Raw genomic sequence first — 19944 nt, 5'->3', positions numbered from 1 at the left:
ATGGCCTTCCCGCTTGCAGGCAAGACGATTGCCCTCACGGCCGAGCGCCGGGCAGAAGAGTTCGCGGTAATGCTGGAGCGTCGCGGTGCGGCCACGGTGCACGTACCCGCGATTCACGTGCTGCCGTTGCTCGACGACTCCGAGCTGCGTGAGGTGACCGAGGGCATCGTCGCGTCGCCACCGGAAATGGTGGTGATCAGTACGGCCGTCGGTTTTCGTGGATGGCTCGACGCGGCCAAGGAGTGGAACACCGAAGACGAGCTTCTCGAAGCTCTCAGGGCCTCGCGCATCGTTGCGCGAGGCCCTAAGGCGCGAGGTGCGATTCGCGGCGTCGGGCTTCGTGAGGAATGGTCGCCGACCACCGAGGCGTCTCAGGAGGTGGCCGACCACCTCGAAGCCGAAGGTATTGCCGGTGTCGATGTCGCAGTCCAACTGCACGGCACCATCACCGAATGGGAACCGACGATTCATCTGAGTGAATCGCTCACCGGCCTCGGCGCTAGAGTGCGCCCCATACCCGTCTACCGCTGGATCCGACCGGTGGATCAGCGCCCACTGGTGAACTTGTTGGGCAAGATTCTCGATCACGAAGTCGACGTCGTCACCTTCACCAGTGCCCCGGCCGTCGCGTCGCTGCTGTCGACGGCGAAGGACAACGGAATGCTCGAGCAGGTCCTTGCGGCGCTGAAGGGCCCGGTTGCCGCGATCTGTGTCGGCCCGGTCACCTCCGCGCCCCTGGATGTACTCGGTGTCCCGACGCGGATGCCGGACCGCGCGCGGCTGGGAAGTCTCGCCAAGTTCGTCATCGAGGAGCTGAGTGACCAGGCGCCCCGTCCCGCCTGATGAGACAGATGCTGGGACATGTGGAGTTGTGCGCATAACGTCACAGGCATGACTACGATCGAACCTCATACGATCAGCGAAGCTGCTGACCGCCTTGCGACTGCGACTGCGACTTCCACTCCGTGTTCACCCGTCCGGGACCTCATCGGCAGTGAGGACGTGGACGCCGCTTACCTGGTCCAGACGCGCAATATCGAGGCGCTTGTCGCTTCCGGACGCACCGTCGTAGGGCGAAAGATCGGTTTGACTTCTCCCGCTGTGCAGAAGCAGATGAGTGTCGATCAGCCTGATTTCGGTGTTCTTCTCGACGACATGGATTGCACGCAGGACGACGCGGTCGACTTCAGCCGGCTACTGCAGCCACGGATCGAAGCCGAGATCGCCTTCACTGTTTCCCGTGACATCGAAGTGCCCATCGATGCCGATACCGCTCCGGATTACGTGAGCAAGGTCTTCGCGGCATTCGAAATCGTCGACAGCCGAGTGGTCGACTGGGACATCAGCTTGGCCGATACCGTGGCGGACAACGCTTCTTCCGGTCTGTACGTTCTCGGAGATTCCCTCGACCGCGGCGATGCCCCGAATCTCGAAGAGGTCGAGATGACGCTGTACGCCGATGGAGAGCAGGTCTCGACGGGTAAGGGATCCGATTGCCTCGGCAGCCCCTGGGCCGCATTTGCGTGGTTGGCGAACACCAGCTTGTCCTACGGTTCACCGTTGCGTGCAGGAGAAGTCGTTCTATCCGGTGCACTCGGCCCGATGGTCTCGGTGACCGCAGGCTCGACCTACTCTGCATCGATTACCGGAATCGGTGACGTCACAGCGGTATTCACTGCGTGACGTCACCGATTCGGGTGTGCGTCAGCCGGTGACGCGCGCGGCGTTTCCGGCGTCGACCGGAAGCACCGTGCCGCTGATATGTGCACTTGCTTCAGCGGCGAAGAACAGGACGACGCGGGTGATCTCCTCCGCGTCGAGCCACGGCACCGGCTGCGCATGCAGGGATTGGAAGATGGGCGCGACGTCGTCTGCGGTCGGCTTTTCGAGGTCCGGCCGCATCATCGCGTACAGGGAATCATTGTGAATCATGGGAGTTGAAATGTTTCCCGGTGCAATCGTGTTCACGGTGATTCCGTGGGGTGCCAGATCCAGTGCGGCACTCTTGCTGAGGCCGATGACCCCCCACTTCGACGCTGCGTAGGCGGCCATATTGGTGTTTCCGGCGCGGCCCAGCATGGATGAGATCGTAATGATTCGCCCGTATCCACGACTGATCATCCCCGGTGCGACAGCACCGACGGTGTTGAAGACTCCGGTCAGGTTGGAGCCGATGGTTTCTGCCCACTGAGCTTCGGACATCGACTGCACCGGCGCGGCGACCGATACGCCGGCATTCGCGACAGCGATGTCGATGCGGCCCAGTTCTGACTCGGCGCGCTCCACGAGCGAGTTCATCGCCTGACGGTCACTGGTGTCGAAGGTGGCGCTGATCGCCTTGCGTCCGGTTGCCTGCACAAGCCGGACCGTCTCGTCGAGATCGTCCTGTGTGGCAAGCGGATACCGCACGACGTCGCGGTCCTCGCAACGATCGCACAGCACCACGTCGGCGCCTCGCTCAGCGAAAGCGATTGCGTGAGAGCGTCCTTGGCCTCGTGCTGCGCCGGTGATCAGGGCGACTTTGCCATCGAAACGTTCCATATGTAGTTCTCCTCCTGGTTGGTCTCTACCTCGGTGATGTTCAATGCAGCGGGTCGATCGACGTCAGCGCAGTTTGTTGCTTCCGCCGTCGGCCATCAGTGTCTGTCCGGTCATGTACTTGGAATCTTCGGAGGCGAGGAACACTGCCACCGGAGCGATATCGGTTTCGGGATCTCCGATTCGCTGTAGCGGGACCTTGGCGGCACTCGCTGCGGCGCGCTCTGGGTGTGCAGCCTGCCAGGCGCGCACGCCTTCGGTTGCTGCGAAGGGGCAGAGCACGTTGACTCTGATGCCGTCCGCGGCCCACTCGTTGGCGGCAACGCGGCTGAGCCCTCGAATTGCTTCCTTCGCTGCGGCATAGGAGGCCTGGGTGGGCATTCCGTCCAACCCGGAACCGGAAGCGAAGTTGATCACCGATCCGGAGGAGGCCTTCAGGTGGGGGTAGCAGGCCTGCATGAGGTGCACCGTGGGGTAGAAACCGGTGTTGAACGACAGATCGAACATCTCACTCGTCGTATCGACAAGCAGTGCCTGCCTTGACGCGTGAGCGTTGTTGACCAGTACGTCGACGGATCCGAAGGCGGCGACGGCAGCGTCGCAGATCGTCTGTGCCGAGTCGGGAAGCGAGATGTCGATGCACAGGAACTCGGCGTTCGGGCCCAGTTCGGCACTGAGTGCGGCTCCCTTTTCTTCGTCGATGTCGACGAAGAACACATTGGCACCTTCGCGGGCGAAGACGGTGGTGATCGCGCGGCCGATGCCGCCTGCGCCGCCGGTGATGATTGCCGTTTTCCCTTGAAGTCTCATCGGACGCTCATCGAATCGACGGCTGCCAATGCGGTCTTCTCGAGCTCTGCCACGCTGTATGCGGAGTAGGTCTCGTACTGGCCGCGACCGGAGAAGTACGGTGTCAGATTGTCCGACAGCTCGTCGATGGTGAATTTAGAACCTGTGGTTTGGAACGTGTTCTCGACCTTGGGCGCTGCCATCAGGGCAACCATTCTGCCGTATACGACGAAGACCTGTCCGGTGATTTCTTCCGAAGCTTCGCTGGCGAGGTAGTGGACGAGAGTGGCGACCCGGTCGGGGGAGAGCGGATCCTCGATCGCTTCCGGATCGGTGTTCTCCCCGAATGCCTGAGCGGTCATCGCGGTACGCGCACGAGGGCAGATTGCATTCGCCCGAACGCCGTAGCGCGAGAGCCCCTGAGAAGTCGAGAGTGTGAGGGCGACGATCCCGGCCTTGGCTGCCGAGTAGTTCGGTTGGCCGGCGGACCCGAAGAGGAAGGCCTCCGAAGCGGTGTTGACGACCCGACCGTAGATCGGGCCGCCGACCTCCTTGGAGAGCGCTCGCCAATGAACTGCGGCGGCATGTGAGGTGGCCGCGTGCCCCTTGAGGTGCACCCGGATGACATCGTCCCAATCCGATTCGGTCAGGTTGAAGATCATCTTGTCGCGAATGATCCCGGCGTTGTTGACCAGAATGTCCATCGAACCGAAGTTCTCTTTTGCCGACTGCACGAGTCGTTCGCCCAAAGACCAGTCCGAGACGTCCCCGAGGACCGCGATCGCCTGGCCGCCTGCGGCGATGATTTCGTCGGCGACGGACTGCGCATTGTCGCCGATATCGTTGACGACGACCGCGGCTCCCGCAGCCCCGAGAGCCATTGCTTCTGCACGGCCGAGTCCGGCACCTGCGCCGGTCACGATTGCTGTTCTTCCGGTCAATTCGAGTGCTGTGCTCACGAAAAGCCTCCATTCAAAATTAGAGTTAATTCTATTTCTAGCGCATATAAGCTGAATGCGCACGCTTTCGGTTCGTGAATCGCTCTTCGGAACCCCCGTGGCGGTGGTGCTCTGGACACCCGAGGCAGACAGCGACGGGACCGGGGCAATCCCCCGAAAAGGAGAGTGCCCCGGTCCCGTCCTGGTCGGCCTGAAACCGTCGTGGTCAGTCTCGAACGCCCTTCGCCAGCAGTTCCCGAGCTTCCGCGCGGCCGTCGAGCAGTCGGTTCGTACGTCGTGTCACCTTCCATTGCCCACCGATCTTGGACAATTCCCACCGGTTCGCGGTGATGCGAGCGACTCGGTACGCGTCACCGTCATTCAGGATCAACTGCGACTTGCACGTCACGACGGCCCGCTGCCCGTCCAATTGCACATGTCCGGGTTCGAGCAGGTGAGCGCAGCCACCATTGATGTAGCCCTGATGCGCGCGCGAGAGAACCATGGCCTTGATCTCGGCCTGGCCGTTCAGCACGCCGGTGTCGACGTCGTACACCCCGTCTTCGGTCCACAGATGCGCAACTGCCTCGGCCGATCCGCTGTCGACGGCTGGACCGTAGGTGGCCAGCAACTTCGTGATCGCGAGCGTGTCCTCGAGAGCATTCACTCGATCGAGGAGGTTCTGCAGCAGCTGGTCGGTGTCCGTCATGATGTTGCTCCGATCTGGTTCGAATGGAACTCCACGCCCAGCTCGTCGCCGATGGTGCGGAGGGTGGCGAGCTGATCGCAGTAGTGTTCCGCACTCGTTGCGTGGATCGACGCGCTCACGATAGTGGCACCGGCCTGGCGTCGGCGCTCGAGCGAGTCGGCGACTGCGGCTCTGTTGCCGAGTGGGTCGAGCGGCGCGCCTGCGCTCAAGACCACTTCGAAATCCTCTCGCTGCTCACCCTTTGCCAGCATGCTTTCGAGATCGCCGAGCGGCAGGCCGAACGGAACCCAGCCGTCGCCTTGGGTTCGGGCTCGTCGAAGTGAGCGGGGGGTCCGTCCGCCGATCCACAAGGGCACTCGTGTCTGGACTGCGTGGGGCTTGACCACGAGGTTTTCGAAATCGTAGTGCGTGCCGTGATACTCCGGATTCGATTGCGACAGCGATGCCCGCAGTGCTGCGAGTGCGTCGTCTGCGCGGGCTCCGCGGCCCTCGAACTCGGCGCCGAGCAGTTCGAACTCTTCTTGGAGACTGCCGACTCCGAGACCGAGTATCAGCCGGCCGCCGCTGACGACGTCGAGTGTGCCGTAGCGCTTGGCAATGGCGAGTGGATGGTGATAACCGAGAACCAGAACCTGGGTGGCCAGCTTGATTCGGTCGGTGTGCGCGGCGAGGAAACCGAGTGTGGCCAGCGGATCCCAGTACGTTGCACCACGCTCGGCGGCGATATCGACCGGTACGGCGACGTGCTCACTGCAGGTCAGGTGATGAAATCCGAGTCGGTCGGCCTGGCGCGCAATGCGGACCAGCTCCTCGATGCCCGCGCCCGCCTCCCAGTCCGCCGCATTGCTCGGGTGTTGAACGACGATCGGGGACGTTATTCCAATGTGCATCGGTGACGCTCCGAGGTTGGACGAGAAGGTTGCATACCTCCATCTCTAGTACCTCTGGCGATCGGATGCGTCGGTAGTTCCCGTTCACCGGACTCGGTGCCGGCATCGGGATGGCGGACCCTCTTCTCTGTGAGGCGAACAACTGTTACCATTTCAAGAATTCATTTCAATTTTACCGGCAGGCTTACTGCCGATTGCGGAGGCACCGGATGAACTCGGTCGGTCCAAACACCTCAACACCCGGTGCTGCAGAAAAAAAGGATCTACCGCCTTCGATGGTGGAACGCATGACGTTGATCCTCGATGCGTTCGATGGTCGAGCTTCCCGCCTGACGTTGGAGGAGGTGGCCTGCCGTACGGAGCTGCCCAGGTCCACCGTGTACCGAATCCTCGACCAGCTGGTACGTCTGAACTGGGTCGACCACGCCAGCTTCGGCTATTGCCTCGGTCGCCGTTCGATCGGTCTCGGTGGAGGCGACAACAACCACAGTCAGGTCCGAGCTGCGGCCGCACCCCTGCTGCACAACTTGCATGTGCGCACCGGACTGGTCGTGCATCTCACGGTCCTCGACGGGGGCATGAGCGTGTACCTCGACAAGCTCGGTGGCCGCGGCGCGACCGCCATCCCGACCCGGGTCGGTGGTCGGGTACCCGCCCACACAAGCGCGAGCGGAAAAGCGATGCTGGCGTGGTTGGACCCGGAGGAAGTGGATCGGTTGCTCGGGGAACGCCTCGAACGTAGTACCGACACCACCATCTCCGACATCACCACGTTGCACAGCGAACTCAACCGCATTCGGCAGCGGCGCGGTTTGGCGTTCGAGCGGGGTGAATCCGTCCGCGGGATCGGATGTGTCGGTGCTGCTGTCCGAACGGTGGAAGGGCCGGTGGCCGGCATCTCGCTTTCCGGCGATGCGGGAATCGTCCAACTGGAACGGGTTGCTCCACTCGTCGTCGACGCGGTCCGCGAAGTCACCAAGACCATGTTTCCCGCCCTCGAAAACCCTCGCCGACGTTCTCTCGTTCCGCACGCGCACGAGAGCTCCTGGTCGACCGAAACGTTGGATCAGCTGCTGGCGGTTCAGTCCGGGCACTGGCTCTGATGTGCAAGCGTCGAACTTTGCTCGACGCTTGCACATCGGAAGTGTCCGCTGATTCGGCATAGCTTTCGGGCCTCAGGTGCCCGAGATGCCGGCCGTGTCGGCGAGGCCGAAGGCGCCGCGGTAGAAGACCATCGGGCGCTGCTCGCCGAGGGCTTCGAGGCCGAGAACTCGTCCGATGGCAATGTCGTGGTCACCGGCACGGTGGACTGTCTCCACTTCGCAATGCACGCGCGCCAACACATCCGGCAGGGCCGGAGTTCCCCAAGCCGATCGTGTCCAGTCCAGACCCTCGAACTTCGTTCCTCGACTGGAACCGAAGCGAGAGCACATGTCCCCCTGGTCCTCGCGTAGCACGTTGACGGTGAAGCGGCCGATCTCCTGGATGCGCGGCCAGGCGCGGCCCCGGTGATCGGCGCAGAACAGAATCAGTGGAGGTTCGAGTGAGACCGACGCGAACGACTGGCAGCAGAACCCGATCGGCCCGTCATCGGAGAGACCGGTGATCACGGTGACGCCACTGGCGAAGTGGCTCATGGCGTGGCGCATCTCGTGCGGCGTCGGTGCCGTGCTGACGGTGGTGAGGACGGATTCCATCGACTCGATCGACATCGCGCACCTTTCGGTTTCGTTGTGTCGCCGAGGCTTTCGGCGATCGAGTTCCAGGTTAGGTAGCTCCGTGCACACTCCGACAGTGCCGTCTCGTTCAGTGGAATCGGCCGGCGAACGCGGTCACGGATATCGGGTGGTCTCGCTGACCGGGATGAGGGACGATCCAGCGGCCTGCTGGTGGCAACGTGTGCGCACATGACCACTGTCTCGAGTGTCCAGGAAAGCTCGAAAAAGGAGCTTCGCACCGATCTCGGCGTACTTCGGTACTACGAAGCCGGCGACGGCCCACCACTGGTGCTGCTGCACGGATCGGGCCCCGGCGTCACGGGTTGGCGAAACTTTCGCGGCAACATCGATGTATTCGCCGAGCATTTCCACACCTACGTGCTCGAGTTTCCGGGTTTCGGTGTCAGCGACGACTTCGGTGGACATCCGATGGTCACTGCCATGGACGCGGTTTCGCGATTCCTCGACGGCCTCGGCCTCGACAAAGTTGCTTTGCTGGGCAATTCCATGGGCGGGATAGTCGCGACTCGATTCGCGATCGAACACCCCGAGCGAGTCTCGAAGCTGGTCACCATCGGTGGCATCGGAAGAAATATTTTCAGCCCCGGACCGGGTGAAGGTATCAAACTGCTGATGGAGTTCACCGACGATCCGACCAGGGATCGCCTCGTTTCTTGGTTGCACTCCATGGTGTACGACCCCGCCATGGTCACCGAGGAACTGATCGAGGAACGGTGGGTCCAGGCAACTGATCCCGAGACCCTTGCGAGTGCCCGGAAGATGTACAGCAGCGCGGCTTTTGCCGCAAATGCGGCGGCCGCTGCGAAGTCGACGGAGGCACCGTACTGGGCTCAGCTGCACCGCGTACAAGCTCCGACCCTGCTGACCTGGGGTCGAGACGATCGCGTGAGTCCAATGGACATGGCGCTGCTGCCGATGCGTCTGATACCCAATGCCGAACTACACGTATTCCCGAAGTGTGGTCACTGGGCGATGATCGAACAGAAAGCCGCCTTCGAAAGTGCAGTAATTGCTTTTCTTCTGAGAGAGGACGCCGTCCAAAAATGAGTATCGATTCGGAACAGTTCGACGAAACAGTCGATTTCCTCATCGTGGGAAGCGGCGGCGGAGGTATGGCTGCCGCAGTAGCAGCAGCCAACCGCGGGCTCGACACCCTCGTCATCGAAAAGGGTGTGACATACGGCGGTTCCACCGCGATATCCGGCGGCGGCATTTGGATCCCGAATGCTCCCACTCTCGTGGAGAAGGGTGTCGTCGACTCTCGTGAGTCGATCCGCACGTACCTGGACAGCATCACCGACGGCACGGTCCCGGCAGAGCGTCTGGATGCGTTCGTCGACAACGGTCCAGCGTTGATGCAGCTGCTGGACAAGAGTCCGCACATGAAGTTGTACTGGGTCAAGGGCTACTCCGACTATCACCCCGAGAACGAGGGTGGCAGCGCATTGGGTCGCACTATCGAATGCCAGCCGTTCGATACCCGTGCACTCGGCGACGACGAGAAGTTCCAGCGTCCCAACAGCATGAAGGGCCCGCTCGGACTCTGGGTCACCTCGAAGGATTACCACGACCTCGCGATGGTGAAGCGTACGTGGAGGGGTCGTCGAGCATCCATGGTCGCGGCGTGGCGGGTGGCGTCGAACGTCGTTCGTCGACGCCACATGGCGACCGGTGGACGCGCTCTCGTGGCGCGACTGCGGATGGTCCTCAAAGACTCCGGTGTTCCGGTATGGCTGCAGACCTCGATGACCGAGCTCATCGTCGACGACGCCGGAGTGGTACGCGGAGTCGTGGCACAGCGCGGCGACGACACGATCCGCATCGCGGCTCGAAAAGGTGTCCTCCTCGCTACCGGCGGATTCGAGCACAACTTGGAGATGCGTTCGCGCTACCTGCCAGAGCACGGAACGGCCGACATCAGTTCCGGTGCTCGCGAGAACACCGGTGACGGAATCGTTGCCGGCCTTGCCATCGGCGCCGATGTCGCATTGATGGACGACGCATGGTGGATGCCTTCCGTTCTGCATCCGATGGGCGCGGTCATCCCGTTGGTCTCCGAGCGCTGCATTCCGCCGTCGGTGATCGTCGACAGCAGGGGACAGCGGTTCACCAACGAATCCTCTCCCTACGTGAACTTCGTTCACGACCAGCTCGAAGGTGGTCACGTTCCGGCTTGGTTCGTGATGGATACCAAAGCCCGGTCGCGTTACCCGTTTGCACAGGTGCTGCCGGGAATGCCTTTTCCTCAGGGTTTCTACGACTCGGGGGTCGTCCACAAGGCCGACACTCTCGCGGAACTTGCCGCGAAGATCGACGTCCCTGCCGACGCGCTCGCCGCCACCATCACTCGATTCAACGGGTACGCGCGGTCGGGTAAGGACGAGGAATTCGGTCGGGGTGACAGCGCCTACGACCGCTACTACGGCGATCCCACCATGAAGAACCCTTGTCTCGACGAGATCGATCGTGGTCCTTTCTATGCAATTCGTTGTGAGCCCGGTGATCTTGGCACGAAGGGCGGGCTCAGCACCGACGCTCATGCCAGGGTTCTTCGCACCGACGGTTCCGCAATCGAGGGCCTCTACGCGACCGGTAATACATCCGCATCGGTGATGGGGAACGAGTACGCGGGAGCGGGAGCGACGATCGGACCGGCGATGGTGTTCGGCTACATCGCAGCCGAGCATGCTGCCGATGCACAGGGCACGGTGTCGTCGATCGATCGAGCACATTCGAACGGGCGCACCAAGCGCGTCTGATCCGCTCCGGAGGAACCCCTTTCTTCCGCAGTGGAAAAAATGCAGTACAACGGAGAAGACGACCGCCTGCGCACATCGGCCGGGCAACGAAGTAGAAAGCCGAGATCATCATGGGTCAGGTTCTTGACAACATCTCACAGTTCGCCGACGAGATTCGCGCAGAGGGCGTCGAAGGAGACAAGCTGATGCGCTTGTCCGATGCCTCGGCGAAGCGCCTACGCGACGCCGGAGTCATGCGCATGCTGGCGCCGAAAGAGTACGGCGGCTACGAGTCTCACCCTCGCGAATTCGCAGAGACCGCGATGGGTATCGGTGCCATGGACGGTGCCGCAGGCTGGGTATCCGGGATCGTCGGCGTCCATCCGTGGGAGCTGGCTTTCTTCGATCGCAAGGCTCAGGACGAGGTGTGGGGCGAAGACAACGACATGTGGATGGCCTCGCCGTACGCACCGATGGGTGTCGCGACGCCTACCGACGGCGGCTACATCCTCAACGGACGGTGGTCGTTTTCCTCGGGCACCGATCACTGCGGTTGGATAATGATCGGTGCCGCACTCGGTGACGCCGAAGGCAACCGCGTGATGCCTCCGAAGATGCTGCACGTGTTGCTTCCACGCTCGGACTACGAGATCGACCCGGACAGCTGGAATGTGGTCGGACTGCGCGGAACCGGATCCAAGGACCTCATCGTCAAAAATGCGTACATTCCGGATTACCGGACTCTGGCTGCAGAGAAGGTGATGAACGGGATGGCGGCGAAGGAGTTCGGGCGAGAGCAGACTCTCTACAACTTCCCGTTCTCGTGCATTTTCCCGCTCGGGATCACCTCGTCACTGATCGGCATCGCCGAAGGCGCCCTCGGATGCCATCTCGACGCGCAGCGAGATCGGGTAACAGTGTCGGGAACAGCCATCAAGGAAGATCCGTATGTGTTGTTCGCTATCGGCGATGCAGCCGCGGAGATCGCGGCCTCCCGTGCCGCAGTACTCGAGACCGTGGATCGCTTCTGGGACATGACCGAGAAGAAGCAGGAGATCACCTTCGAGATGCGAGCTATCGGCCGTCGCACGCAGACTGCTGCAGCATGGCGAGCAGTACGGGCAGTGGATGAAATTTTCGCCCGTTCAGGTGGTGGCGCTCTTCATGTGAAATTCCCGATGCAGCGGTTCTGGCGTGACGCGCATGCGGGACTCTCTCATGCTGTTCACGTTCCCGGTTCCATTTTCCATTCCTCGGCTTTGACACAGCTCGGCGGTGAGCCGCAAGGCATCCATCGCTCGATGATCTGACAAGCCTCCTCCACGAAAGGTACTTACGATGACGGAAATACGCGGTCTGGGCTATCTCAGAATTCAGACGAAGGATGTGCCCCGCTGGCGCGAACTCGTTGTCGACGGGCTGGGCATGGCCGTCGGATCGGGACCGGAGGCCGACGGCCTCTACTTGCGCGTCGACGAGCGTCGATCCAGGCTCATCGTGTTGCCCGGCGACACCGACAAAGCGTTGGCTGTGGGCTGGGAGGTCCGTGACCAGTTCGCTCTTCAGCGCGTCCGTGAAGCGGTGGAGAAGTCGGGTCGAGCTGTCGAGGTCCTGTCCGAGGAAGAATCGCTCTATCGCGATGCCGAGCAAGTGATCGCATTCGACGACCCGTCGGGCACCCGCGTCGAGGTGTTCTTCGGAGCGGTTCTCGATCACAGCCCGGTGGTAACTCCGCACGGTGGACGGTTCGTCACCGGTCCGCAGGGACTCGGCCATGTCGTTCTGCCGACACCGGCAATCGACGAGACATACGCGTTCTACACCGACGTGTTGGGTTTCCTGCCGCGTGGGGCCATCCGCGTCGGTCCTCCCGGGGCCGGACCTGCACGGCGAGTGCGGTTCATGGGTGTCAACGAGCGGCATCACAGCTTGGCATTGTGCCCGGCCCCGCACAGCCAGGATCCAGGCATGGTGCATCTGATGACCGAGGTCGACACTCTCGACGCGGTGGGTCAGGCTCTCGATCGGGTAGCGAAGCTGGGATTCTCCATCTCCTCCACGCTCGGTCGCCACACCAACGACAAGATGGTCTCGTTCTACGTCCGCGCACCGGGTGGATGGGATCTCGAATTCGGCACCGAGGGCAAGCTCGTCGACGAGAGGTACTACTCCTCGGAGGAAATCACTGCCGACAGCTACTGGGGACACGACTGGTCCGGGTCGGAGATGCTCGCAGCATTCGCGCCGACTCCGTCCGCTGAGGCAGCCCAAGGAAACTGACGGCAGCCCAACGAAAAGCGCTGCGCATTCATATGAATGCGCAGCGCTTTTGGCGTATCGGAAGGCCTTCGCCGAAGTGAATCAGCCTCGGTTGAGTAGCTTCCTCATACCTGCGGCAGCTTTTTCGACCATCTCTCCGCGCGGGAACCCGCTGCGGCTCTTGGCGGTCTCGTAGTGTCCACCGGCGACCCAGACAGGCCCGTCGGTGATGTGTTCGAGCCCTTCGCGGGCTACGTCTGCAGGCTCGGAGACACGCATTCCGGGTATGTCGAAGTTCAACCCGGCGCGTGCCATCGCTGGGGTCCGTGTGACCCCGAGGACCAGGTCGACGACGTGTACGCCGAATGGTGCCAGCTCCAGCCACAGACCCTCGGCGAAGATACGCCCGAAAGCCTTCGAAGCCGCGTAGACGCTCTGGTGTTCGGAGCCCATGTAACCGGCCATCGAACCAACCAGGATGATGCCGCCGCGCCCGCGCTCGCGCATCGCAGCACCGAAGTAGTGCGACAAATGCAGTTGCGACGTGATGTTGAGGTCGATCACTTGCTGGAAGCCGGACAGGTCGCCGGTGACGAACTCATGCCCGTAGCTGTTCGCGCCTGCGTTGAAGATCAGCAAGCCGACTTCGAGATCCTCGGTCGCGGTACGAATAGCGTCGACTGCATCGGCGTTGAGCAGATCGAGTGCCAGCGTCCGCACCTCGACGCCGTTCGCGCGCACGCGAGTCGCGGTCTCCTCTAGCGGGCCGGGCTTGCGAGCGATGAGAACGAGGTTGAAACCTGCCTTGCTCAACTGGTCGGCGAATTCCGATCCGACGCCTTCGGAACCGCCGGCGATGACCGCCCAGGGACCGTACTGCTTGATATCGATCATGGAAGAGCCTTTCTGAAGAGCGTCAGTCGACGACGATCGGCGTCGGGACCGGATCGCTGTCGGTGACGACGACGTCGCCGCGGTTGGCAGCATCGACGATGCTTGCGCTCAGTGCGTGACAACCCCGGCTGGGTGCGCCGAGCCGGCCGTCGTCGGGAGCAACGTTGTCGATTTCATGGCAGAGAGCGCGTGCTGCTTCGTCCCACTGGATCGATGTGTGTTCCCAACTGTTCTTCGCAACGAGCACCTGCGCACTGCACTCACTGCACCGAAGCGGTTGCATTCTGCTCCTCCAACTTCCGAGCGACGTTGGCTTCGACTTCCTTCTTCCACGACTCGACAGGACGTGTGGTGTCCAGCTCGAACTCGAATCGTTCCGTCATCTCCGGAGTTACGTCGGCTACGTCGACGTAGAACTGCTGGTACCACCGGCGAAGCTGGTAGACCGGACCGTCTTCCTCGCAGAGCAGCGGGTTTTCGATGCGTGACTTGTTCTTCCAGATCTCGATGTCCTGTTCGAAGCCCTTGGCGATGAAGGTTCCGAAGTTCCTCGCCGTTTCCTCGGCGGCATCGCCTTGGAGTTCGGCGGATTTCTGGACGATCATGCCGTACTGCAGAACGAACTTGTTTGCGCTGACCGGGTAGTGGCAGTTGATCAGCACCGAATTCACGTCGTGGGTATCGAACTTGTACGTCAGATCATCGACCATGAAGGAAGGTCCGAAATAGGTTGCATCCGAACTGTTGCCGAGCGACTTGGGCTGGCCGGCTGTGTTCGGACGCATGTCCTCACGTGACTGCCCGTTCATGTACTGGCTGGCGACGTGCCCTTCGAACACGTTCTTGAAGTAGGTGGGGAAGGAGTAGTGCACGTAGAAGAAGTGCGCCATGTCGACGATGTTGTCGACGACCTCACGGCAGTTCGTGTCCACCTCGGTGCGGTACCAGACCCAGTCGGACCAACCATCGTCGAGTGCGCCCTCGATGCGGGGAATGGTCACCTCTGCCGGCGGGGCGTTGCCCTCGGGATCGTTCCATACGAAGAACATGCCGTCCTGGTCGAGGACATGCCACGAACGCGTACGTGCCAGCGGGGGCACGCGACGCGCGTAAGGAATGCTCTTGCACTTTCCGTTGCTTCCCCAACGCCAATCGTGGAACGGGCAGGCGACCTCGTCACCCTTGATCGTTCCCTGAGTGAGGTCGCCACCCATGTGGCGGCAGTATCCGTCGAGGACGGCGAGCGTGCCCGAGCTGTCGGCGAAGACGACAAGCTTGGTCCCGAAGGCCTCGATGGAGTGGGGCTTGCCGTCCTTGAAGTCGGCCGACAAACCGATGCAGTGCCAACCGCGGGCGAAGCGCGTGGGCGCGGCGCCGGCTTCGATCTCTCGTACTTCTTCGCTCGTGTTCTGCTGGATGGTCACAGTGGTCCCGTCCTGTCTTGTGGAGAAGTCCAACGGCGATCTGGTCGTTGCCGTGTTTGTAGCAACGCTAGGTGACCTCCGACACCGAAGTCGGTGAGTTCTCACTGGACGGGACTCGGACTTTTCAGGAGGAATTCGTGGTCTCGATCAGCGACCCATTCGCTCGATGGCAGCGGAACCGGATTATCGTTCGAGTATGACTACCGACGTCCTGGGTGCTGTCCGCGATCTACTGCCGATGATTGCCGAAGCCGCAGCCAAGGTCGACGAAACCGGACGTGTGTCGGACCAGATGATCCACGAGCTGGGTACGACCGGGGTCTTCCGGTTGCTTCAACCCAAGCGCTACGGCGGTACCGAATCCGATCCGGCCCGATTCTTCGACGCGGTTCGAATGATCTCGGGCTCCTGTGGTTCCACCGGTTGGGTGACTTCCGTACTGGGGGTCCACCCGTGGCATCTCGCGCTCTTCGACGATCGAGCGCAGAGCGATGTGTGGGAACGTGACAACGACACACTCGTATCTTCCGCATATGCACCGGTCGGGCGGCTGCGCCCTGTCGAAGGCGGGTACCGCCTCAGCGGGGAATGGCATTTTTCCTCCGGGTGTGACCACGCGGCGTGGGCGCTGCTGGGTGCGATCGTGGTCGGCGAGGAAGGGCGCCCCCTGGACTTCCTCACCGTCCTGGTTCCGCGCTCGGACTACCGCATCCGGGATGTATGGGACGTGATGGGAATGCGAGGCACCGCCAGCAACGAGATCGGTATCGTCGATTGCTTCGTCCCCGAGTACCGCACCAAGAGCAACTACGAAACTGCGCAACTTCGGGGTCCGGGCCAGAAAGTGAACCGGGGGCCGCTGTACCGGCTTCCGTTCGCCACGATCTTCACCACTGCGGTCGCGTCACCCGGAGTCGGAATCGTGGCAGGGTGCTACGAACGCTATCTGGCCAACATGCGCGAACGAGTGCGTCTGAGCCTGGGTGGCGGGAGGTTCGTGCACGATCAGTTCGCCCAGGTCGCCATTGCGCGCGCATCCTCGGAGATCGATGCCGCGATTCTGCAGTTGGAGCGCAACGTTCGCGAACTGTGGGAATTGGCGCTCGAAGGCGAAGAACTACCGATGTCGATGCGTCTGCGTGCGCGACGTGATCAAGTGCGAGCGACCGAGCGTGCGGTGGAGGCGATGGACCTGTTGTTCAAGTCGGCAGGGGGTCACTCGTTGTACCGGGGGAATGTGATCGAACGGGCGTGGCGCGATGTCCATGCCGGAAGTGTCCACGTGGCCAACGAGGCCGAACGCGCCTTGGCGTTGTTCGGCCAAGGCGCGTTCGGCCTCCCGGTAGAGGACAATCTGGTCTGATCAGGACAGCATGGCGCGAACTGCTCGGTAGGCGAAAACCATTGCGGTGCCGAGCGGCACGCCCGGGCCTGGATACTTCGCGCCACTGAGCGAGGCGCTGGTGTTTCCGGCCGCGTAGAGGCCCGCGATCGGGGTGTCGTTCTCACGCAGTACCCGAGCATCGACGTCGGTGCGCACTCCGCTCTTGGTTCCCAGGTCGCTCAACACAATGCGTGCGGCGACGTACGGCCCCTTCTTCAGTGGCGTCAAGGCAGCATTCGGCAGTTCGGGAACGGGCCGGCAGAAGAACTTGTCGTAGGGGTCCTCGCCGCGATGGAACTGCTCGTCGATACCGGTGCTCGCGTATTCGTTGAACTGCTCGACGGTGTTGCGAAGAACCTCGGGGGCAACCTCGAGCAGTGCTGCCAGTTCTTCGATCGTGTCGGCCATGACCCATGTACCGGCCGCGAGATGAGCGTCCGCGGCCACCGACGGAATCGAAATGGTCGGAATGACCGGTCCGCTGTCGGCCGCCTCGAATACGAGGTACGACCGCTCGCTACCGTGCTCGATCATCGCGCGACCGAACTGGTCGTACGGAAGCGACTCGTTGAGGTAGCGCTTGCCGGCGTCGTCGACGAGCAGTCCGCCGCGGACACCGACCATGAATGCCGCTGACCCATCCGGCAAGGCGACGCCGGGGCAATACCACGCTTGCCCGGCCAATGTGGTGTCTGCACCGATCCGGACCGCAGCCTGGATTGCATCGCCGGTATTCGAGCCTTGCGGTGCCATGCTCCACTTTGCTAGGCCCGGCATCGACTCTGCATCTCGCAGTGGCTGATCCTTTTCGATACCGCCTGCGGCGAGCAGGACGCCGCGACGCGCGAGGATGCGCAGTGTCTTCCCATCGGGTCCGGTCGCCATGGCGCCGACTACTGCGTCGTTCTCGACGATCAGCTCCGTCAACGCCGTCTCGGTCAGCACCCGAGAGTTACCCGTGCTTTCCAGAGCCAACAACAGGCGAGAGATCAGTGAACGTCCACCGCCGAGCTTGCCCTCGGGGTGCGGCGCTCCGTCACGATCTGCATCGAGTTCGGGGCGGACGCGCTCGAGCAGATCGCCGACGGCAGAGGGCTCGATGTCGAGGGCATTGATCGCTCGTCCGGAATCCATTCGGCCGGGCGCGCGGAAGTAGTCCGGGAACGGACGCCATTCGAATTCGATGTTCGGGTTCTTCTCGAGTAGATCGACGACGGCGGGTGCCGTCGAGACGAATGCCTCTTGCCGTTCGACCTCGTAATCACCGACGACGGCTCGAAGGTATTCCCGTGCCTTCGCCGTCGAATCTCCGATGTTCGCGCGGTCCTGGACAGCGGTGCCGGGTAGCCATACGGCTCCGCCGGAGTAGGCGGACGTGCCACCGAGTAGTGGTGTCTTTTCGAGGACCAGCGTGTCCTGACCGGCTTCTGCGGCACAATATGCGCCGGTCAGAGCGCCGCCGCCCGAACCGATGACCAGGACATCGCACTCGATCGACTCGTGCATGGTGGTGTTCTCCGTTTCGAAGTGCCCGCGGTGATGATGCGTGTACTTCGACATGCGGGCGGGTCGAGTACACGAAGATGCGGTGAACCACGCAACAGTACTTTCATTGGTTGCGTACCCCGGGTCTCACTGAGCGGGCAAAAGTCGAAGAATCCGAAGCGAGATGTCAAGATCGAACGACGAACGAACCTACCGTTGCGTAGGCCCAGCGTGAGAAGTCTCGGGAGGGATGAACGAGAGTGCCGAGAATTGCCGAAGTTCGCGATGCCGCAGAGCCGAGTTCGGTCGAGCAGCACGCTCGGCACGTCCGCATAATCCAGGCAGCGGCAGCACTCGGTGCCGAGAAGGAACTCGCACGCGTCCAGATGCACGACGTAGCCAAGGCTGCGGGCGTTGCTATCGGGACGCTGTACCGGTACTTCCCGTCGAAGACTCATCTTTTCGTCGCGGTGATGGTCGATCAGATCGACCGTATGGGCTCGGGCTTCGCGAAAGGATCATCTGCCGCAGCGCGGCCCAGTGACGCGGTGTACGACGTACTGGTGCGCGCCACGCGTGGGTTGCTGCGCCGGCCGCTGCTGTCGACGGCCATGATTCAATCCACGACGGCTTCCAACGTCGCGGCCGTGCCCGATGCGGCGAAGGTCGATCTGGCGTTCCGCCAGCTCCTGCTCGAGGCGGCCGGAATCGAAACGCCCACCGAATCGGATCTGACGGCCCTTCGATTGGTCGTGCAACTTTGGTTCGGGGTCATTCAGTCCTGCCTGAACGGGCGGGTGTCGATTCTCGACGCGGAGCACGACATTCGCCGAGGATGCGATCTGCTTCTCGTCGATCTGTCGCCTCGCTGAACAGTGGACCCGCAGTGCTCGAATGCAGTGCATTATCGTAAAAAGTAGAATACATTTCAGAAATTCGACGTCGCTTCGCGCGGCGGTAATGTCTCGAGGAGTCGACATGCTTGCTCAGAACACCCCGGTAATCGTCGAGGCGGCCAGAACACCTATCGGACGTCGGCGAGGGGCCCTGTCGGGCGTGCATCCCGCCACGCTCCTCGGCGTCGCGCAGCGCGCAGTTCTCGACCGATCCTCCGTCTCGGCAGCGAGCGTGGGTCAGGTCGTCGGCGGTTGCGTCACCCAAGCGGGCGAACAGTCGAACAACGTGACTCGGCAGGCATGGCTGCACGCCGGACTGCCCTACGGCACCGCGTCGACGACCATCGACTGTGCCTGTGGATCATCCCAACAGGCCGTACACATGGTCGCCGGTCTCATTGCATCCGGCCAGATCGATGCCGGTATCGGATGCGGTGTCGAGGTGATGAGCCGGGTCTTCCTCGGTCAAGCCGCGACCCCGGAAACCGGAAACCCGTACCCGCCGGACTGGACCATCGACATGGGTGACCAGTTCACCTCGGCACAACGCATCGCCGATCTTCGCGGAATCACGCGGGAAGACGCCGACGCGTTGGGCCTGCTCTCGCAACAGCGGGCCGGCCGGGCGTGGGCGGAGGGGGTCTTCGACCGCGAAATCGTCCCGGTCGACGTTCCAGTACTAGGCGAAGATGGCGCCCCCACCGGCGAGAGTGTGCGCGTGGAACGCGATGGGGGACTACGTGAGACGAGCGCGGCCGCCCTCGCTGGTCTTGCGCCCGTGATGCCGAATCAGATTCATACCGCCGGCAACTCTTCGCAGATCAGTGACGGCGCGGCAGCAGTGCTGCTGATGAGCGAGGCACGGGCGCATGAGCTCGGAGTCCGCCCGCGTGCACGGATCCTCGCCTCGGCAATGATCGGCTCGGATCCTTACTATCACCTCGATGGTCCGATCGAGTCCACCGCGCTCGTGCTCGAACGCGCCAAGATGTCGCTTGCCGACATCGATCTGGTGGAAATCAACGAGGCCTTCGCTTCGGTGGTGTTGTCCTGGGCCCAGGTTCACGGCGCCGATATGTCGAAGGTGAACGTGAACGGCGGCGCTATTGCGCTGGGGCACGCAGTCGGTTCGACCGGAGCTCGGTTGATCACCTCGGCGTTGCACGAGCTCGAACGTTCCGACAAGTCCACCGCGCTGGTGACGATGTGTGCCGGTGGTGCACAGTCGACAGCGACGATCATCGAACGCATCCGGTAAGAG

General features: G+C 62.3%; 20 protein-coding genes. 10 read left to right on the top strand and 10 right to left on the bottom strand.

The annotated features are described in order from the left end of the window. Nucleotides 1–843, top strand: coding sequence for a uroporphyrinogen-III synthase (locus ABIB36_RS01070; protein WP_084347615.1), 843 nt, complete (start codon nucleotides 1–3; stop codon nucleotides 841–843). A gap of 48 nt (nucleotides 844–891) precedes the next feature. Beyond that, the gene (locus tag ABIB36_RS01065; RefSeq protein WP_084347617.1) at nucleotides 892–1683 is read left to right on the top strand and encodes a 2-keto-4-pentenoate hydratase; all 792 of its coding nucleotides are present in this window, start codon (nucleotides 892–894) and stop codon (nucleotides 1681–1683) included. A gap of 21 nt (nucleotides 1684–1704) precedes the next feature. Here ABIB36_RS01065 and ABIB36_RS01060 read toward each other — a convergent pair whose 3' ends face one another. From ABIB36_RS01060 to ABIB36_RS01040, 5 genes are all read right to left on the bottom strand, one after another. Continuing rightward, nucleotides 1705–2541: a mycofactocin-coupled SDR family oxidoreductase gene (locus ABIB36_RS01060; RefSeq protein WP_084347619.1), complete on the bottom strand. Its 837-nt coding sequence runs from the start codon at nucleotides 2539–2541 to the stop codon at nucleotides 1705–1707. A gap of 63 nt (nucleotides 2542–2604) precedes the next feature. Continuing rightward, nucleotides 2605–3348, bottom strand: a complete 744-nt coding sequence (locus tag ABIB36_RS01055) for an SDR family NAD(P)-dependent oxidoreductase (RefSeq protein ID WP_084347621.1) — start codon at nucleotides 3346–3348, stop codon at nucleotides 2605–2607. Further along, nucleotides 3345–4286 (bottom strand): 3-oxoacyl-ACP reductase, encoded by a 942-nt coding sequence (locus ABIB36_RS01050; protein ID WP_084347623.1) that lies wholly within the window; start codon nucleotides 4284–4286, stop codon nucleotides 3345–3347. The genes ABIB36_RS01055 and ABIB36_RS01050 overlap by 4 nt, the downstream gene beginning before the upstream one ends. Before the next feature lie 205 nt (nucleotides 4287–4491). Next, nucleotides 4492–4974 carry a nuclear transport factor 2 family protein gene (locus tag ABIB36_RS01045; RefSeq protein WP_084347625.1) on the bottom strand — a complete coding sequence of 161 codons (483 nt, stop codon included), beginning with the start codon at nucleotides 4972–4974 and terminating at the stop codon, nucleotides 4492–4494. Further along, on the bottom strand, nucleotides 4971–5864 hold the full coding sequence (locus ABIB36_RS01040; protein ID WP_354558922.1) for a TIGR03619 family F420-dependent LLM class oxidoreductase: 894 nt from the start codon (nucleotides 5862–5864) through the stop codon (nucleotides 4971–4973). The genes ABIB36_RS01045 and ABIB36_RS01040 overlap by 4 nt, the downstream gene beginning before the upstream one ends. Nucleotides 5865–6073: 209 nt before the next feature. Between ABIB36_RS01040 and ABIB36_RS01035 the strand changes: the two genes are divergently transcribed. Beyond that, complete coding sequence (locus ABIB36_RS01035) at nucleotides 6074–6967, top strand: IclR family transcriptional regulator (RefSeq protein WP_354558921.1); 894 nt, start codon at nucleotides 6074–6076, stop codon at nucleotides 6965–6967. Nucleotides 6968–7039: 72 nt separating this feature from the next. On the opposite strand, the gene ABIB36_RS01030 is transcribed toward ABIB36_RS01035, so the two are convergent. Continuing rightward, nucleotides 7040–7576: a flavin reductase family protein gene (locus ABIB36_RS01030; protein ID WP_084347631.1), complete on the bottom strand. Its 537-nt coding sequence runs from the start codon at nucleotides 7574–7576 to the stop codon at nucleotides 7040–7042. 195 nt (nucleotides 7577–7771) lie between these two features. On the opposite strand from ABIB36_RS01030, the gene ABIB36_RS01025 reads away from it, so the two are divergent. The 4 genes from ABIB36_RS01025 (at nucleotide 7772) to bphC (ending at nucleotide 12621) form a co-directional block, all read left to right on the top strand. Next, nucleotides 7772–8650 carry an alpha/beta fold hydrolase gene (locus ABIB36_RS01025; RefSeq protein WP_084347633.1) on the top strand — a complete coding sequence of 293 codons (879 nt, stop codon included), beginning with the start codon at nucleotides 7772–7774 and terminating at the stop codon, nucleotides 8648–8650. Continuing rightward, nucleotides 8647–10362 (top strand): FAD-binding protein, encoded by a 1716-nt coding sequence (locus tag ABIB36_RS01020; protein ID WP_354558919.1) that lies wholly within the window; start codon nucleotides 8647–8649, stop codon nucleotides 10360–10362. Before ABIB36_RS01025 ends, ABIB36_RS01020 begins: the two co-directional genes overlap by 4 nt. Nucleotides 10363–10472: 110 nt before the next feature. Continuing rightward, nucleotides 10473–11651, top strand: a complete 1179-nt coding sequence (locus ABIB36_RS01015; protein WP_084347637.1) for an acyl-CoA dehydrogenase family protein — start codon at nucleotides 10473–10475, stop codon at nucleotides 11649–11651. Nucleotides 11652–11679: 28 nt separating this feature from the next. Further along, complete coding sequence (bphC, locus tag ABIB36_RS01010) at nucleotides 11680–12621, top strand: biphenyl-2,3-diol 1,2-dioxygenase (protein ID WP_084347639.1); 942 nt, start codon at nucleotides 11680–11682, stop codon at nucleotides 12619–12621. An 81-nt stretch (nucleotides 12622–12702) separates the two neighbouring features. On the opposite strand, the gene ABIB36_RS01005 is transcribed toward bphC, so the two are convergent. The 3 genes from ABIB36_RS01005 to ABIB36_RS00995 are packed head-to-tail and all read right to left on the bottom strand — an operon-like array spanning nucleotide 12703 to nucleotide 14918. Continuing rightward, a complete protein-coding gene (locus ABIB36_RS01005) occupies nucleotides 12703–13494 on the bottom strand; it encodes an SDR family NAD(P)-dependent oxidoreductase (RefSeq protein WP_084347641.1) in 792 nt (263 codons plus the stop codon). Nucleotides 13495–13516: 22 nt separating this feature from the next. Next, nucleotides 13517–13777 (bottom strand): hypothetical protein, encoded by a 261-nt coding sequence (locus ABIB36_RS01000; RefSeq protein ID WP_084347643.1) that lies wholly within the window; start codon nucleotides 13775–13777, stop codon nucleotides 13517–13519. After that, the gene (locus ABIB36_RS00995) at nucleotides 13755–14918 is read right to left on the bottom strand and encodes a 3-ketosteroid-9-alpha-monooxygenase, oxygenase component (RefSeq protein ID WP_084347645.1); all 1164 of its coding nucleotides are present in this window, start codon (nucleotides 14916–14918) and stop codon (nucleotides 13755–13757) included. Before ABIB36_RS00995 ends, ABIB36_RS01000 begins: the two co-directional genes overlap by 23 nt. Nucleotides 14919–15114: 196 nt before the next feature. Here ABIB36_RS00995 and hsaA point away from each other — a divergent pair, with 196 nt between their 5' ends. After that, nucleotides 15115–16281: a 3-hydroxy-9,10-secoandrosta-1,3,5(10)-triene-9,17-dione monooxygenase oxygenase subunit gene (hsaA, locus tag ABIB36_RS00990; protein WP_354558915.1), complete on the top strand. Its 1167-nt coding sequence runs from the start codon at nucleotides 15115–15117 to the stop codon at nucleotides 16279–16281. Here the strand turns inward: hsaA and ABIB36_RS00985 are convergent, their stop codons facing one another. Next, nucleotides 16282–17808: an FAD-dependent oxidoreductase gene (locus ABIB36_RS00985; protein ID WP_084348052.1), complete on the bottom strand. Its 1527-nt coding sequence runs from the start codon at nucleotides 17806–17808 to the stop codon at nucleotides 16282–16284. It lies immediately after the preceding gene. A 239-nt stretch (nucleotides 17809–18047) separates the two neighbouring features. Between ABIB36_RS00985 and ABIB36_RS00980 the strand changes: the two genes are divergently transcribed. Both ABIB36_RS00980 and ABIB36_RS00975 read left to right on the top strand, forming a co-directional pair. Continuing rightward, a complete protein-coding gene (locus tag ABIB36_RS00980; protein ID WP_084347649.1) occupies nucleotides 18048–18659 on the top strand; it encodes a TetR/AcrR family transcriptional regulator in 612 nt (203 codons plus the stop codon). 106 nt (nucleotides 18660–18765) lie between these two features. After that, nucleotides 18766–19941: a steroid 3-ketoacyl-CoA thiolase gene (locus ABIB36_RS00975; protein WP_354558913.1), complete on the top strand. Its 1176-nt coding sequence runs from the start codon at nucleotides 18766–18768 to the stop codon at nucleotides 19939–19941. The last annotated feature ends 3 nt before the right edge of the window (nucleotides 19942–19944 follow it).

Origin of the sequence: Rhodococcus sp. UYP9 (genome assembly GCF_040547235.1) — a bacterium.
Taxonomy (GTDB): Bacteria; Actinomycetota; Actinomycetes; order Mycobacteriales; family Mycobacteriaceae; genus Rhodococcoides.
The sequence above is the reverse complement of the archived record's forward strand: the minus strand, read 5'-3'. Positions and strand labels throughout refer to the sequence as shown.

What these genes read in the sequence shown, in the direction of transcription:
- ABIB36_RS01070 (WP_084347615.1), top strand. Translation starts at nt 1, where the DNA reads ATGGCCTTCCCGCTTGCAGGCAAGACGATTGCCCTCACGGCCGAGCGC.
- ABIB36_RS01065 (WP_084347617.1), top strand. Translation starts at nt 892, where the DNA reads ATGACTACGATCGAACCTCATACGATCAGCGAAGCTGCTGACCGCCTT.
- ABIB36_RS01060 (WP_084347619.1), bottom strand. Translation starts at nt 2,541, where the DNA reads ATGGAACGTTTCGATGGCAAAGTCGCCCTGATCACCGGCGCAGCACGA.
- ABIB36_RS01055 (WP_084347621.1), bottom strand. Translation starts at nt 3,348, where the DNA reads ATGAGACTTCAAGGGAAAACGGCAATCATCACCGGCGGCGCAGGCGGC.
- ABIB36_RS01045 (WP_084347625.1), bottom strand. Translation starts at nt 4,974, where the DNA reads ATGACGGACACCGACCAGCTGCTGCAGAACCTCCTCGATCGAGTGAAT.
- ABIB36_RS01040 (WP_354558922.1), bottom strand. Translation starts at nt 5,864, where the DNA reads ATGCACATTGGAATAACGTCCCCGATCGTCGTTCAACACCCGAGCAAT.
- ABIB36_RS01035 (WP_354558921.1), top strand. Translation starts at nt 6,074, where the DNA reads ATGAACTCGGTCGGTCCAAACACCTCAACACCCGGTGCTGCAGAAAAA.
- ABIB36_RS01030 (WP_084347631.1), bottom strand. Translation starts at nt 7,576, where the DNA reads ATGTCGATCGAGTCGATGGAATCCGTCCTCACCACCGTCAGCACGGCA.
- ABIB36_RS01025 (WP_084347633.1), top strand. Translation starts at nt 7,772, where the DNA reads ATGACCACTGTCTCGAGTGTCCAGGAAAGCTCGAAAAAGGAGCTTCGC.
- ABIB36_RS01020 (WP_354558919.1), top strand. Translation starts at nt 8,647, where the DNA reads ATGAGTATCGATTCGGAACAGTTCGACGAAACAGTCGATTTCCTCATC.
- ABIB36_RS01015 (WP_084347637.1), top strand. Translation starts at nt 10,473, where the DNA reads ATGGGTCAGGTTCTTGACAACATCTCACAGTTCGCCGACGAGATTCGC.
- bphC (WP_084347639.1), top strand. Translation starts at nt 11,680, where the DNA reads ATGACGGAAATACGCGGTCTGGGCTATCTCAGAATTCAGACGAAGGAT.
- ABIB36_RS01005 (WP_084347641.1), bottom strand. Translation starts at nt 13,494, where the DNA reads ATGATCGATATCAAGCAGTACGGTCCCTGGGCGGTCATCGCCGGCGGT.
- ABIB36_RS01000 (WP_084347643.1), bottom strand. Translation starts at nt 13,777, where the DNA reads ATGCAACCGCTTCGGTGCAGTGAGTGCAGTGCGCAGGTGCTCGTTGCG.
- hsaA (WP_354558915.1), top strand. Translation starts at nt 15,115, where the DNA reads ATGACTACCGACGTCCTGGGTGCTGTCCGCGATCTACTGCCGATGATT.
- ABIB36_RS00985 (WP_084348052.1), bottom strand. Translation starts at nt 17,808, where the DNA reads ATGCACGAGTCGATCGAGTGCGATGTCCTGGTCATCGGTTCGGGCGGC.
- ABIB36_RS00975 (WP_354558913.1), top strand. Translation starts at nt 18,766, where the DNA reads ATGCTTGCTCAGAACACCCCGGTAATCGTCGAGGCGGCCAGAACACCT.